The organism is Aquibacillus koreensis, from assembly GCF_025154055.1.
GTDB classification, from domain to species: Bacteria; Bacillota; Bacilli; order Bacillales; family Amphibacillaceae; genus Aquibacillus_C; species Aquibacillus_C koreensis.
On the sequence record NZ_JAOALK010000008.1, the window covers coordinates 13,314 to 28,590 of the forward strand.

A 15,277-nucleotide genomic window follows, 5' to 3' on the forward strand; every position below is an offset into this window, starting at 1 on the left:
GAGGATAGGAGGAACTTGTATGTTAGGGCAAAATATATTTTCATCCGGATTGAATCAAGCTTTATCTAATCAACCTATTGCTAATTCGTTTGGACAACTTAGGCCAGGTCAGATTTTATCAGGCAAGGTCCTCGAACTATATCCTAATCAGCGGGCGACAATATTATTAGGGGGCAAGCCTTTTGTTGCACAATTAGAAGCATCTATAAGCGTACTAAATAGCTATTGGTTCCAGGTACAGTCTACCGGCCAAGTAATACGACTCAAAGTAATGGCCGATAAGCCGTTATCAGATAAAAACAAGGCAGAAACATTATTAAGAGAAATGGGAATTGCACTTACAAAAGAAAACCAATCGTTCATAAATCAGCTATTGCAGCGTAACATTTCTTTTACAAAAGATCATCTGAAACCTGTGTTTGATTTGTTAGTAAAACAAGAAGAAAAAGAATTAGCCAAGCAAGTTTTATTAGAGATGATTAAACGTGACTTACCGATTACAAAAAATGTATTTGACAGTCTAATGAACAACCAGACTAATAGTTTTTCAGCACAAATTAAAGATCTTTCTGCACAATTGACTAAATTAGAAAGTAGGTCCCTACTTGAAAATTCACTCCTAAATAGACTAAATAAGTTTACCTCTTCAGCCAAAAATGAATCTGTCCAGAGCAGCTTCCTTCCTTTTTTAACTAGTGGGAATGATGTAAGTCAACTTGTTTATACAATTGTAAATAAGGCTGGACTTTTTCAAGGTACTATTGATGAGTGGAGCGAAGCGTGGGATATGTGGAAACTTCGACATGAAACTACTGCTACCCAGATGGAACCAACTACACATGGAAGACAAAACCTTCCAATAACAACTGACAAGGACCAATTCGATCAAGCTTTGTTGAAATTATATAACAGTCAAATTCCTATAGACGCTAAAATGAAGGGTCTGTTTATCCAGTTATTGAGTCAACTAAATTCAAACGTAGAAAACTCACAATATATGAAACAACTACAAGGTATGTTTCAACAAAAAAATGTAATGAAGAAGGTTCAATATGTGTTAAGTGATAAGGAAGCTCAATTGCTACAAAAGTGGACGAAAGACCCTACCCTAGATCGTTCTCATGTAGTACTCCCTATATTAGACAAACTTGCATCCAAACAGTTAACAGTGGAGCAAGAGAAGACTCTTTTAGAATTGGTGAACGTAGGAACGAAACAACCAAATACGATGCAGGAAACAAGAGGGCAATTTCTGTATCTATTAAAACAAACTCTCTACTTTACCGGATACGATCATGAGCATGTAAGCTTACAAGACAAAACAAATACTGGGAATCAACACACAATGAAGAGCTTGCTTTTGCAAATGTTTCAACAAGGGGACCGTCCTTTTATGGATCGTCTCGAACAATTTCTCCACTCTATAAACGGGGCGCACATACAATCGGTGCAAGAGCATGGGTCCATGCTTCACACGGCTATTCAAATTCCTGGAGAAAAGTTAGGGTTATATCGGGATATTAAGATAGAGGCTGAAAGTAGGAAAGATGAATCAAGCAAGATTAACCCTGATTATTGTAGAGTTCATTTTTACTTAGAATTGAACAACATAGGAGAAACAGTAATTGATATGTTGGTACAAAAAAGGGTTGTGAGGCTAACGGTTTATAATAACACAGAACAGTTGACTTCCATTCTTTCAACATTTAAGCCACTACTACAATCAGGATTAGAGAAAGTAGATTATCATTTGTCATCTGTCCAATGGAAACGTTTCGAAGCTACCAATCAATTAACTGACTCTAAACCAAAAGAATCGAATCATTTTGGACAAGGAGTGGATTTTCGAATATGAATGAACCGAAAAGAAATAGAAAGGCAGTAGCGTTAAAATACGATCAAGAGCATGATGTAGCGCCTAAAATAACAGCAAGTGGGAAAGGCTATGTTGCGGAGACAATTATTCAGAAAGCGGAGGAGAATAATGTTGCTATCCAGGAGGACCCAACACTAGTTCACTTACTCTCTCAATTAAATGTAAATGAAAAGATACCAGAAGAGTTATATCTAGCTGTTGCGGAAGTATTTGCTTTTATCTATCACGTAGATCAAGAAGCAGATAAAACAAAACATAAACGATGAGAAATGTTTGATGAAGTGTGACGCAATGCAAAGATAATGAGTGAATACAACGTAAGCGGTCATCAGATCCCTTATTTTGCTGTTTTTGGCCATTTTTGAATCTGAGCGGTCGTACAGTACGCTATTTTAACAAAATGCCATCGAAATCAGTGCGATTATGGCAAATAACGGATCTGGTGACCACAAAATTTTGATAATCTTGTATTTTAGACAAATAAGGGATCTCATGACCGCCAAGAAGCTCCTTCGCTTTTTAGCGGTCATCAGATCTCTTATTTACATAATAATCCCAGATTAGCCTCAAAAAGTAGAAAGAATCAAACATACCTTGTAACTTTATTTAGTGAGACTATGCAAAAACTATTCATAAAGACCGAAATAAAAGTCATTGATTGATTAAAACAAGCGAAATTTTCAAATCATTTCGAAATATTAAATGTAATTTGTGGACAATTTGCGACTATTTTTTATACAATGAATTTGCAGTGATTAATTGATGGGAGGATGGAACATGAACATTCACGAGTATCAAGGCAAAGAAATTTTGCGAAAATACGGTGTTGCAGTACCAAATGGCCGTGTTGCATATACAGTTGAAGAAGCTGTAGAAGCTGCAAAAGACCTAGGAACTGCTGTATCTGTAGTTAAGGCTCAAATCCACGCTGGCGGAAGGGGAAAAGCTGGTGGTGTTAAAGTAGCTAAAAACTTAGATGAAGTTCGTACATATGCTGACGAGATTCTTGGTAAGACATTGGTTACACATCAAACGGGTCCACAAGGTAAAGAAGTAAAGCGTTTACTAATTGAAGAAGGTTGCGATATCAAACAAGAATACTATGTTGGTTTAGTGTTGGATAGAGCTACTTCAAGAGTGACCATGATGGCATCGGAAGAAGGCGGTACAGAAATTGAAGAAGTTGCCGAAAAGACGCCTGAGAAAATCTTTAAAGAGGTTATAGATCCAGTAACCGGATTATTACCTTACCAAGCAAGAAGATTGGCTTTTAATATTAATATTCCGAAAGAATATCTTTCCAAAGCAGTGAAGTTTATGCTTGGATTATATCAAGTCTTTGTTGAAAAAGATTGTTCTATCGCAGAAATCAATCCTTTGGTTACTACTGGGGATGGGAATGTCTTAGCACTTGATGCAAAGTTTAACTTTGATGATAATGCTTTGTTCCGTCAAAAAGATATTCAAGAATTTCGTGATCTAGATGAAGAAGATGAAAAAGAAATTGAAGCATCAAAATATGACCTAAGCTATGTAGCTCTAGATGGGAATATTGGGTGTATGGTAAATGGTGCAGGTCTTGCAATGGCTACTATGGATATTATTAAGCACTATGGCGGAGAACCCGCTAACTTCCTTGACGTTGGGGGCGGTGCAACAACAGAAAAAGTTACAGAAGCCTTTAAAATTATTTTGTCAGATTCAAATGTTAAAGGTATTTTAGTTAATATCTTTGGTGGAATTATGAAATGTGACGTCATTGCAGAAGGTGTAGTACAAGCTACGAAACAAGTAGGTCTAGAAATACCTTTAGTTGTGCGTCTAGAAGGAACGAATGTGGACTTAGGTAAGAAGATCCTTGCTGAATCTGGGTTAAACATAACAGCTGCAGAATCAATGGCAGATGGTGCAGAAAAAATCGTTTCCTTAGTTAAATAAGAATAAGTCACCTGATAGGATTCACGAGAAATCCTAACAACTTCATAGTCGATAAAAAGGGAGGACGGACATTCATGAGTGTTTTTATAAATAAAGATACGAAAGTCATTGTTCAAGGTATTACTGGTTCAACTGCTCTTTTTCATACAAAACAAATGCTAGAATACGGTACGAAAATTGTTGGAGGCGTAACACCTAAAAAGGGCGGAACGGAAGTGGAAGGCGTTCCTGTATTTGATACTGTGAAAGATGCAGTTGATCAAACTGGTGCAAATGCCTCTGTAATCTATGTTCCGGCCCCATTTGCTGCAGATGCAATTATGGAAGCGGTTGATGCAGAAATGGATTTAGTAATCTGTATTACAGAGCATATCCCTGTCATGGATATGTTAAAAGTAAAACGATATATGGAAGGTAAGAAAACAAGGTTAGTAGGTCCGAATTGTCCGGGTGTTATTACGCCTGAGGAATGTAAGATAGGTATCATGCCAGGATACATTCACAAAAAGGGGCATATTGGTGTAGTATCACGTTCTGGTACATTAACTTATGAAGCGGTTCACCAGTTATCTGAAGCAGGATTTGGTCAGTCTACCGCTGTTGGTATTGGTGGAGACCCGGTAAATGGTACAGACTTCATTGATGTATTAAAAGCATTTAATGAAGATCCTGAAACAGAAGCGGTTATGATGATCGGAGAAATCGGTGGTACTGCTGAGGAAGAAGCTGCTGAATGGGTAAAAGCTAATATGACAAAGCCTGTTGTAGGCTTTATTGGTGGAGCAACTGCACCTCCAGGTAAACGTATGGGACACGCTGGTGCTATCATATCTGGTGGTAAGGGTACAGCTGCTGATAAGATTAAAGTAATGAATGCATGCGGTATTGAAGTAGCTGATACCCCATCTGTTATGGGTGAAACTTTGATAGGAGTACTTAAAGAAAAAGGACTTCATGATAAGTGTAAAACACATTAATTCAAAAGCGCTATACATTTAGCATAAGAATGGTGGGCTGACTGACAGTAAGCGTCAGCCCACCATTCTATCATAAGGAGTGATATTATTTGAAAAGTACTAGAATGAGGTTGATCCATTTACATCGATCAAACGCTATAACTCGACCATTAATGAGGAAAATACTAGAGAGAGACCCCAAATTGGAAAGCTTATATGATCGATCTGCAAATGACTTATCCCACCTTTATCAAATCCCTTTTAGTCGTGCACTTCAACTATTTCATGATTTACATAATACCCGAATCATCCAATCGATTATCCAAGATGAACACCGGTACCACATTAGTACGGTTTTGGACCCATCTTATCCTCCTTTGCTTCGAAGCATACCAGATCCTCCTTATGTGCTCTATATGCTTGGTAATCCATCATTGCTTTATCAATTGCCAACTTTAAGCGTCGTTGGTACTAGAAACCCTAGTTGTGAAGCGAGACAGAAAATGAATCATATTCTCCTTCCGCTTATTAAAGAAGGGTGGATTATTGTAAGTGGAATGGCTTTAGGTATAGATGGGATAGCTCATCAATTAGCAGAAGAAAATAACGGTAAGACAATTGCGGTCATTGGTAGTGGTTTTAACCATATATATCCAAGTCAACACCAACTTTTGTTTAAAGCATTAATAAAAAATCAATTAGTTATTTCAGAATATCCTCCACAAACTCCTCCGAAGAGATATCACTTTCCAGAAAGAAATAGAATAATAAGTGGATTAGGAATCGGTACGATAGTTATAGAAGCAAAAGAGAAAAGCGGCTCACTCATAACCGTTGATCAAGCGTTGGAACAAGGTCGAGATGTATTTGCTGTTCCAGGATCTATACTTTTTGAGCAAACGAGTGGATGTCACAAAATGATTCAAGATGGTGCTAAATTAGTACAAAGTACCTATGATATTTTAGAGGAATGGCATGAAAATGAAGTGAAATGGTGTCGTTTTTTGTCAGATAATAAGGAAAACTATCTTGCAAATCATATGAATAATTAGTTGCAGGTTTGACAAAACAATAGGATGTATTTAATAATAGGGAAGATTTATCAACTATATTAAGTTAATACATGTAGAAACTGGAATTGTTTCATTCTTTTTTATAAATGGAAAGAATATTTGATTAACCTCTTGGGAGGAAAACATATGGCAGATTATCTTGTAATTGTGGAATCTCCAGCAAAAGCAAAGACCATAGAAAGATATTTAGGGAAAAAATATAAAGTAAAAGCATCTATGGGGCATATTAGAGATTTACCAAAGAGTCAAATGGGCGTTAATGTTGAAGAGGAATATGAGCCTAAGTACATTACGATACGTGGAAAAGGCCCTGTATTAAAAGAATTAAAAACGGCAGCAAAAAAAGTTAAAAAAGTCTATCTCGCGGCCGACCCCGATAGAGAAGGGGAAGCTATTGCTTGGCATTTAGCGCATAGCTTGAATATTGATGACACATCAGAATGTCGTGTCGTATTTAATGAAATAACAAAGGACGCAATAAAAGAGTCATTTAAGCATCCAAGAAAGATTGACATGAATTTAGTCGACGCGCAACAAGCTAGAAGGATTCTCGATCGATTGGTAGGGTATAATATTAGTCCTTTATTATGGAAAAAAGTAAAAAAGGGACTAAGTGCTGGCCGAGTTCAATCCGTTGCTGTGAAAATGATTATCGATAGAGAAAGAGAAATAGAGAACTTTAAACCGGAAGAGTACTGGTCAATAGATGGTACATTTTTGAAAGATAAAGAAGAATTTAAAGGATCTTTTCACAATATTGATGGAAAGAAAAAAAGTCTTGGGAATAAAGATGATGTTGATCAAATACTTAATACGATGAAAGGTTCTCAATTTAAAGTAGAGAAAGTAAATAAACGAGAAAGAAAAAGAAATCCTTCTGCTCCATTTATTACGTCTTCTCTTCAACAAGAGGCAGCTAGAAAGCTAAATTTCCGTGCTAGAAAAACAATGATGGTAGCACAGCAATTATATGAAGGTATCGATTTAGGTAAAAAAGAAGGCGGCATTACGGGTTTAATAACGTATATGCGTACAGATTCCACAAGAATCTCTGATACAGCGAAAAAAGAAGCGAGTGAATATATTACTGAGCATTATGGAAAAGAATACTTAGGCACATCAAAACCGAGTAAAAAAGCAGAAGGTGCACAAGATGCACACGAAGCAATCCGACCAACATCCGTACATCGTGATCCAAAATCACTTAAGAGCATCCTATCTCGAGATCAATATCGATTATATAAATTGATTTGGGATCGTTTTGCGGCAAGTCAGATGGCACCAGCAATTATGGATACTGTAACTGCACATTTGATGAATGAGGGTGTTGAGTTTAGAGCTTCAGGCTCCGTTTTGAAATTTAAAGGTTTTATGAAAGTATATATTGAAGGAACGGATGATACTACAAAAGAAGAAGACAAGATGCTTCCAGAACTAGAGGAAGGTATGTTCGTGGAAGCGAAACAAATCGATCCAAATCAACATTTCACACAACCTCCGCCGAGATACACAGAGGCTAGATTGGTAAAGACACTAGAAGAACAGGGGATTGGGCGTCCTTCTACTTATGCACCAACATTAGATACCATACAGAGACGTGGGTATGTAACACTAGATAACAAACGTTTTGTCCCTACCGAGTTAGGAGAAATTGTTTTAGACCTAATTAGAGAGTTCTTCCCAGAAATTATTGATGTTGATTTCACCGTAAAAATGGAAGGTGATCTAGACGCAGTAGAGGAAGGTAAAACAGAATGGGTTAAAATCATAGATGGATTCTACCAAGGCTTTGATAAACGCTTAGAAAAAGCAGAGAAAGAAATGGAAAAAGTTGAGATTAGAGATGAGCCTGCTGGAATTGACTGTGAAAATTGTGGACATGAAATGGTTTATAAGATGGGGAGATATGGGAAGTTTCTGGCGTGTTCAAACTTTCCAGAATGCAGAAACACAAAGCCAATCTTAAAAGAAATTGGTGTGAAGTGTCCGAGCTGTAAAGAAGGAAATGTTGTAGAAAGAAAAACGAAAAAGCGTCGTACTTTTTACGGATGTGATAACTATCCGGAATGTGAATTTCTTTCTTGGGATAAACCAATCTCTAGGCCTTGTCCAAAATGTAGCAGTTTATTGGTTGAGAAAAAGTCTAAAAAAGGTACGCAGATTCAATGTACGGCATGTGACTATAAAGAAGAACAACAAAGTTAGTTTTAAAAAACATCTACTTTTATTTTTAGAGGTAGATGTTTTTTTATTTATTCAAAAATTTTGAAAAATGAGTAATAAATAGGAAAATATATGTAAATACTAATAAAATCAAATCAGCGATGCAGGAGGTTGCCTTGCTTAAGTCAAAGTAAAAATTCGAAAAATAATTTCTATTGACAATTTTTTATCTTAAAGCTATAATTTCCCTTCAGTAAGTATTTTTACTTGACAGTGATGTTTCAGACCATAAGATTTAAAAGAAGTAGTAACGATTCAGAATTTTGTTACAATTTTGTTAATTCATTGCATGTAACGATTAATGTATGTTAAGATTTATACGCCTTTAGATGAGGGGTGGAATGTTGCAACAATTCAATGAATATCGGCAACAGTTTATGGAATACTTGCAAATTGAACGAAATGCCTCCATGCATACTTTAAAGAATTATTTAAGGGATTTACATTCTTTTTATACATTCATTTGTAATGAAGGAGTTAATGAGTTTGGTCAAATAAATGAACAGCTTATTCGAATCTATCTAACTAATTTACATCGGGACAATTATTCTAGAAGGACTATTTCAAGGAAGCTTGCATCTCTTCGGAGTTTTTACAAGTTTATGATAAGAGAAGAATTTGTAAAATACAATCCTTTTTTGCATGTTCATACACCTAAACCTGTTCATGAGATACCCTCATTCTTCTACGCAGAGGAGATGGAAAAACTTTTTACAATTAGTGACCTAAACTCACCATTAGGTCAACGAAACCAAGCAATATTAGAACTATTATATGCAACAGGTATAAGAGTAAGTGAGTGTGTCGGAATCTACCTTGAAGATATTGACTTTGACTTAGGAATTGTTTTAGTTACAGGAAAGGGTAGGAAAGATCGATATTTGCCATTTGGAAGTTACGCAGAAAACGCTCTGACTAAATACATAGAAAACGGTCGTTCCTATTTACTTGGAAAGGCTAAGGTTAATAATAACGCTTTATTTTTAAATGCAAAAGGAAATCCCTTATCTGAAAGGGGTGTACGATTGATCTTAAATAAACTCGTTGAGAAATCCGCCTTAACTGTAGACATTCATCCACATAAGTTAAGGCATACATTTGCTACCCATATGCTTAATGAGGGTGCAGACCTTAGAGTGGTCCAAGAGTTACTAGGCCATGAACATTTATCCTCTACACAAATTTACACGCATGTGACAAAGGATCACTTACGTAATATATATAGAAATAGCCATCCCCGTGCTACAAACGGGAATAATTGAAATGGGGTGGGAAAGTGAACCAAGAATTTCATGCAACAACAATATTTGCGATTAGGCACAATGGTCAATGTGCAATGAGTGGTGATGGGCAAGTTACGCTAGGTAACGCTGTAGTAATGAAGCATAAAGCGAAAAAGGTTAGAAGGTTATTCAAAGGGCAAGTGTTGGCTGGTTTTGCAGGTTCCGTGGCAGATGCATTCACTTTGTTTGAAAAATTTGAAGGAAAATTAGAAGCCTATAATGGGAATCTATCAAGAGCAGCCGTAGAATTAGCGAAAGAGTGGAGAAGTGACAAAGTGCTTCGTAAATTAGAAGCGATGCTAATCGTGATGAATAAGGATGAGATGTTATTAGTATCCGGAACTGGAGAAGTAATTGAACCAGATGACGGAATATTAGCTATTGGATCAGGAGGTAATTACGCATTAAGTGCAGGCAGAGCTCTAAAAAACTATGCAAAGCACTTGTCAGCTAAGGAGATTGCGCAAGCATCTTTAGATATTGCTGGAGAAATTTGTGTGTTTACAAATGACCAAATCACCTTAGAAGTCATTGAATAAATGGAGGAGGATTAGTTATGTCCATTAATATGACACCAAAGCAAATTGTTGCACAATTAGATAAATATATTATAGGTCAAGTTAATGCAAAAAAGTCTGTTGCGATAGCGCTTAGAAATAGATATCGTCGGTTGAAGCTAGAAGAAAATATGCGTGAAGAGATCGTGCCTAAAAATATATTAATGATTGGTCCTACTGGTGTTGGGAAGACAGAAGTGGCTAGACGACTTGCGAAGCTTGTTGGCGCTCCCTTTGTAAAAGTTGAGGCTACTAAGTTTACGGAGGTTGGATATGTAGGCCGTGATGTAGAGTCAATGATTCGTGACTTAGTAGAAATGGCAATGCGTTTGGTAAAGGAAGAAAAGATGAGTGGGGTTATGGAGCGTGCTAGTGATTTAGCAAATAAACGTTTAGTTGAGATTATTGTTCCAAAAGAGAAAAAACAAAATTCTTTTAAAAATCCCTTAGAAATGTTTTTTTCACCACAACAAGATGAGGATGATCAAACGCAAGAACAAGATCCCGATAAACAGGAAATAGAAACAAAACGTAAACGTGTTGGACATCAATTAGCGTTAGGTGAATTAGAAGATAAGATTGTTACTATTGAAGTAGATGAACAATCATCCTCCATGTTTGATATGTTACAGGGTTCGGGTATGGAACAAATGGGAATGAATATGCAAGATGCATTTGGTCAACTCATGCCAAAGAAGAAAAAGAAACGGAAGCTACCTGTATCTGAAGCAAGAAAGATTTTGACGCAACAAGAAGCACAAAAGTTAATTGACATGGATGAGGTTACCCAAGAAGCAGTAGAAAAGGTAGAACAATCTGGTATAGTGTTTATTGATGAAATAGATAAAGTTGCAGGTAAAAGTGAACAGTCAGCGAACGTATCTAGAGAAGGTGTTCAACGTGATATTTTGCCAATCGTAGAGGGTTCCACCGTTGTTACCAAGCATGGTCCAGTAAAGACAGATCATATACTTTTTATTGCTGCAGGAGCTTTTCATATGGCAAAACCTTCGGATTTAATACCAGAATTACAAGGTAGATTTCCAATTAGAGTTGAGTTTGAGAAATTATCCATTGATGATTTCAAGAAGATATTAGTGGAGCCATCAAACGCATTACTTAAACAATATACAGCCTTGTTGGAAACAGAAGGAGTAAAGGTTACCTTTACAGAAGACGCTGTCACCAAACTTGCAGAAGTAGCTTATCAGGTAAATCAAGAAACAGATAACATTGGTGCCAGAAGATTACACACGATATTAGAGAAACTACTAGAAGATTTATCGTTCGAAGCATCGGATATAGCGATGGGATCTATTGAAATAACAGAAAATTATGTAGATGAAAAGCTAAGCTCTATTGCTAAAAACAAAGACTTAAGCCAATACATTTTATAATGATATTCGAATTGGAGGAGCAACATGGAATTATTAGATCGCGCAAGAAAAATTAACTCAATGTTACAAAAGGCAACAGGAAAGTCAGTGAATTTCAATGAAATGGCAGCAACACTGAGCGACACAATTACAGGTAACGTGTTTGTAGTAAGTAGAAGAGGGAAGTTATTAGGTTTTGCAATTAATCAGCAAATTGAAAATGAACGTATGAAGTCTATGCTGGAGGAAAGACAATTTCCTGAAGAATACACAAATAGTTTATTTTCGATCCAGGAAACAACTGCTAATCTTGATATTGAAAGTAAATTTACTGCTTTCCCAGTAGAGAATAAAGAACTGTTTACAAACGGATTAACTACCATTGTTCCGATTATCGGTGGTGGAGAACGATTAGGCACACTAGTTTTAAGTCGCTTAACGGAAAGTTTCAATAATGATGATCTACTTTTAGCCGAATATGGTGCAACTGTGGTTGGGATGGAAATACTACATGAAAAGACGGAAGAAATTGAAATGGAAGCAAGAAGTAAAGCGGTTGTTCAGATGGCAATCAGTTCATTATCTTACAGTGAATTAGAAGCGATTGAGCATATCTTTGAAGAACTTGATGGCAATGAGGGGTTATTGGTAGCGAGCAAAATTGCCGATAGAGTGGGAATTACTCGTTCCGTAATCGTTAATGCATTAAGAAAGCTTGAAAGTGCGGGTGTTATCGAATCAAGATCTCTTGGTATGAAAGGTACGTATATCAAAGTACTTAATAACAAGTTTTTGGTTGAATTACAAAAATTAAAAACAAAATAAAACGATTCAAAGGTACTTCCAGTTTATGGAGTACCTTTTTAATTTCCAAAAATTTTAATCACTCTTTTTTCATTGTAGCATTTAAAATAATTTCTAGTTGTGCGATAATAAACCATACCCTCGCGACTAATTTCGACAAAATTAGTCTTAAACATAGTCCTTTTTGCTTATTCCTTGACTAAAAGGTGAAATAAATAGCAACTAAAGTTAGATTCTGTCTAAATTTCATAGACACGTTATCGTATTTAATTTACAATATTCGATAAAGATAGGCGTTTTTTGTCCGTTTTGAGAGGATAGGAGGTATTTTTGTGTCTTTATTTGGAGGTACTATTAGTAAATTAGAAAATTCGATTGATTATGCTACATTAAAGAATCAAACCATTGCAAATAATATAGCAAATGTAGATACAGCAAACTATAAAGCGAAGAAAGTATCGTTTAAAAATGTTTTAAACCAACAAGTAGATCATACATTTCAAGCGAAAAGAACCCACCCTAAACACGTATCATTTGATTCTACTAGTCTTTCAAAAAGTCCATTTAGAGTGGTGACTGACCAAAGCACTTCCTTTAATCATAATGGAAATAACGTAGACATTGATAAGCAGATGACAGAACTTGCAGAAAATCAAATTTATTATCAGGCTTTAATTGATCGTATAAATGGCAAGTTTAATAGCCTTAATACTGTTATAAAGGGAGGTAGATAAGTATGAGTATTTTTCAATCACTTAACACCAGTGCTAGTGCACTAACTGCGCAAAGGTTACGTATGGATGTTATTTCATCTAATATTGCAAACGCAGAAGCTACAAGAGCAACCGTGAACGAAAATGGTGAATATGAACCATATCGCCGTAAAATGGTTGTACTTGAAACAAAGGGTCAGCCTTTTTCTACCTTCTTAAACAGAGCTTCAAACCTACATAATAATCATGCAGGTAACGGAGTTCGTGTGAGTGAAATTTCAGAAGACGAGGAACCATTTCAATTAGTTTATAACCCAAACCATCCTGACGCAGGTCCAGATGGCTATGTTGAATTACCTAATGTTGACCCGCTAAAAGAAATGGTTGATTTAATGAGTTCGACTAGATCATACGAAGCGAATGTTACTGCAATGAACGCAACGAAAAGCATGTTACTAAAAGCCCTTGAGATTGGAAAATAAGAGGTGAAATTAAATGGAGATAAATAGATTAACTACCCTTCAACAACCTTCCTTATCCATGTTAGGAACGCAAACACGAAAAACTTCTGTAGCTGAAGCACAACAGAATTTTTCCCAAAGTTTGAAAGGCGCCATAGAAAAATTGAATGAAGTTCAAATGCATTCAGATAAGCAAACCGAAGCTTTAGCAAAGGGCGAAATAACTGATTTGCATGATGTTATGATTGCATCGCAAAAATCAAGCGTTGCCCTTCAGACAGCTGTTGAAATTCAACGCAAAGCAATCGACGCTTACAATGAAATAATGAGAATGCAAGTGTAGGGAGATAAAAACATAGCTTCCTAGAAAATCGTATGCTTGTGTTGGAGGCAAAAGATGAAACAAAGATTTGATTTATACAGAGAAAAAATAAAAAATTACTGGACTACAAGATCAAAAGCACAAAAAGGATTGTTCATCGGTCTTATATTTTTGTTTCTTTTGTTAATCGTTGGAGGTAGTTTTCTTACTAATCATGCAAAAATGGTACCTCTTTATAGTAATTTGTCTCTCCAAGAAGTAGGACAAATTAAAGCTGAACTAGACGCTAGAGGTGTCAAGTATGAATTATCTAATGCTGGTACGACTTTAAGTGTACCAAGTGAACAAGTAGATACACTCCTCGTTGACTTAGCTGCCCAAGGTCTCCCGGATAGTGGGAATGTAGATTATTCTTTCTTTAGCCAGAATGCATCTTGGGGGATGACAGATAACGAGTTTGAAGTGATGAAACTTGACGCTATGCAAACAGAATTAGCCAACTTAATTAAAAGTATTAACGGTATTCAAGATGCGAGTGTCATGCTAAATAAACCTCAGACCCCAGTGTTTTTAAGCGACCGGGAAGAAGAAGCTTCAGCCTCTATCGTGATTGAAACGCAGCCAGGGTATCAGATTAATGAAAGTCAAATAAAGGCACTATACCATTTAGTTTCAAAAACCGTTCCAAACCTTCCTACTGATAATATCGTCATCATGAACCAAAATTTTGAGTATTTTGACTTAAATAATTCAAATTCTTTTGCAAGTGGTGACGCATATGCGTCACAACAAGCGATAAAACGTGATGTGGAGAGGGATTTACAAAGAAGAATTCAACAGATGATTGGCACAATGATTGGGAATGATAAGGTCATAGCATCCGTTACAGCAGATATTGATTTTACACAGGAAAATAGAATTGAAGAGATAGTAGAACCAGTTGATGAAGAAAATATGCAAGGGTTACCAGTTAGTGTGGAAAGAGTCACAGAAGCATACACCGGAACTGGTGCAGAAGCTGCAGAGGGTGGAGTTGGAGATGGAGATGTCCCAAATTATCCGGCAGCAGACGAAAATGGTACTGGCGATTACGAAATGGTAAAGGAATCAATTAATAATGAGTTTAATCGTATTCAGAGAGAAATTGTAGAAAGTAAATATAAAATACGAGATCTAGGAATTCAGGTTGCTGTTGATAATACAAAAGAACCGGTTGAAGAAGCTAATGAAGTGCAATATTTAACGCAACAGGAGCAAATGCAAGTGGAAGAAGGAATAGCTTCTATTTTAGATTCAATTGTTACAACTTCGATCGATAAATCGTATGGGGATGTTGTGCCAGACGAAAAGGTTTCTATCGTGTTTCAAGAGTTTAATGGAAGACAAAGTGCAGCTGCACCGACAGTACCTATTATCCCGTTTTGGACTTATGTTATTGGTGGTTTGTTGATTTTAGCAATTATTGGTTTAATCATAGCGCTAAGAAAACGTAAAAAATCAGAAACGATCGAAGAAGAATTTGCGTTAGAAGAAACACCGAATGTTGTTATGAATGATGTTCCTGATATAGATAACAAGCAAGAAACGGAAACAGGTATTAAAAAGAAGCAACTAGAAAGAATGGCTCAGCAAAAGCCAGAAGATTTTGCTAAATTAATACGAAGTTGGATTGCAGATGACTAGGGGGAAACCTTT

Annotated in this window: 14 protein-coding genes; all 14 read left to right on the forward strand. The window is 36.3% G+C overall.

What is annotated here, in order from left to right; genetic code table 11:
* Positions 1 to 19 precede the first annotated feature (19 nt).
* Positions 20 to 1,855, forward strand: coding sequence for a hypothetical protein (locus NYQ66_RS01775; protein ID WP_259866212.1), 1,836 nt, complete (start codon positions 20 to 22; stop codon positions 1,853 to 1,855).
* Positions 1,852 to 2,142, forward strand: coding sequence for an EscU/YscU/HrcU family type III secretion system export apparatus switch protein (locus NYQ66_RS01780; protein ID WP_259866214.1), 291 nt, complete (start codon positions 1,852 to 1,854; stop codon positions 2,140 to 2,142). The genes NYQ66_RS01775 and NYQ66_RS01780 overlap by 4 nt, the downstream gene beginning before the upstream one ends.
* A gap of 511 nt (positions 2,143 to 2,653) precedes the next feature.
* On the forward strand, positions 2,654 to 3,814 hold the full coding sequence (gene sucC, locus NYQ66_RS01785; RefSeq protein WP_259866216.1) for an ADP-forming succinate--CoA ligase subunit beta: 1,161 nt from the start codon (positions 2,654 to 2,656) through the stop codon (positions 3,812 to 3,814).
* Between the two features lie 74 nt (positions 3,815 to 3,888).
* Positions 3,889 to 4,791, forward strand: a complete 903-nt coding sequence (gene sucD, locus NYQ66_RS01790) for a succinate--CoA ligase subunit alpha (protein ID WP_259866218.1) — start codon at positions 3,889 to 3,891, stop codon at positions 4,789 to 4,791.
* An 89-nt stretch (positions 4,792 to 4,880) separates the two neighbouring features.
* Positions 4,881 to 5,822, forward strand: coding sequence for a DNA-processing protein DprA (gene dprA, locus NYQ66_RS01795; protein ID WP_259866220.1), 942 nt, complete (start codon positions 4,881 to 4,883; stop codon positions 5,820 to 5,822).
* 147 nt (positions 5,823 to 5,969) lie between these two features.
* Positions 5,970 to 8,048: a type I DNA topoisomerase gene (gene topA, locus NYQ66_RS01800; protein ID WP_259866222.1), complete on the forward strand. Its 2,079-nt coding sequence runs from the start codon at positions 5,970 to 5,972 to the stop codon at positions 8,046 to 8,048.
* A gap of 359 nt (positions 8,049 to 8,407) precedes the next feature.
* The gene (xerC, locus tag NYQ66_RS01805) at positions 8,408 to 9,328 is read left to right on the forward strand and encodes a tyrosine recombinase XerC (protein ID WP_259866224.1); all 921 of its coding nucleotides are present in this window, start codon (positions 8,408 to 8,410) and stop codon (positions 9,326 to 9,328) included.
* Positions 9,329 to 9,342: 14 nt separating this feature from the next.
* A complete protein-coding gene (hslV, locus tag NYQ66_RS01810) occupies positions 9,343 to 9,888 on the forward strand; it encodes an ATP-dependent protease subunit HslV (RefSeq protein WP_259866227.1) in 546 nt (181 codons plus the stop codon).
* Positions 9,889 to 9,905: 17 nt separating this feature from the next.
* Complete coding sequence (hslU, locus tag NYQ66_RS01815) at positions 9,906 to 11,303, forward strand: HslU--HslV peptidase ATPase subunit (RefSeq protein WP_259866229.1); 1,398 nt, start codon at positions 9,906 to 9,908, stop codon at positions 11,301 to 11,303.
* Between the two features lie 24 nt (positions 11,304 to 11,327).
* Positions 11,328 to 12,107, forward strand: a complete 780-nt coding sequence (gene codY / locus NYQ66_RS01820) for a GTP-sensing pleiotropic transcriptional regulator CodY (protein ID WP_259866231.1) — start codon at positions 11,328 to 11,330, stop codon at positions 12,105 to 12,107.
* A gap of 311 nt (positions 12,108 to 12,418) precedes the next feature.
* Positions 12,419 to 12,820 carry a flagellar basal body rod protein FlgB gene (flgB, locus tag NYQ66_RS01825; protein WP_259866233.1) on the forward strand — a complete coding sequence of 134 codons (402 nt, stop codon included), beginning with the start codon at positions 12,419 to 12,421 and terminating at the stop codon, positions 12,818 to 12,820.
* 2 nt (positions 12,821 to 12,822) lie between these two features.
* Positions 12,823 to 13,281 (forward strand): flagellar basal body rod protein FlgC, encoded by a 459-nt coding sequence (gene flgC, locus NYQ66_RS01830; protein WP_259866235.1) that lies wholly within the window; start codon positions 12,823 to 12,825, stop codon positions 13,279 to 13,281.
* A 13-nt stretch (positions 13,282 to 13,294) separates the two neighbouring features.
* The gene (gene fliE / locus NYQ66_RS01835; protein WP_407652036.1) at positions 13,295 to 13,603 is read left to right on the forward strand and encodes a flagellar hook-basal body complex protein FliE; all 309 of its coding nucleotides are present in this window, start codon (positions 13,295 to 13,297) and stop codon (positions 13,601 to 13,603) included.
* Positions 13,604 to 13,657: 54 nt separating this feature from the next.
* A complete protein-coding gene (gene fliF, locus NYQ66_RS01840; RefSeq protein WP_259866237.1) occupies positions 13,658 to 15,265 on the forward strand; it encodes a flagellar basal-body MS-ring/collar protein FliF in 1,608 nt (535 codons plus the stop codon).
* Positions 15,266 to 15,277: the final 12 nt, after the last annotated feature.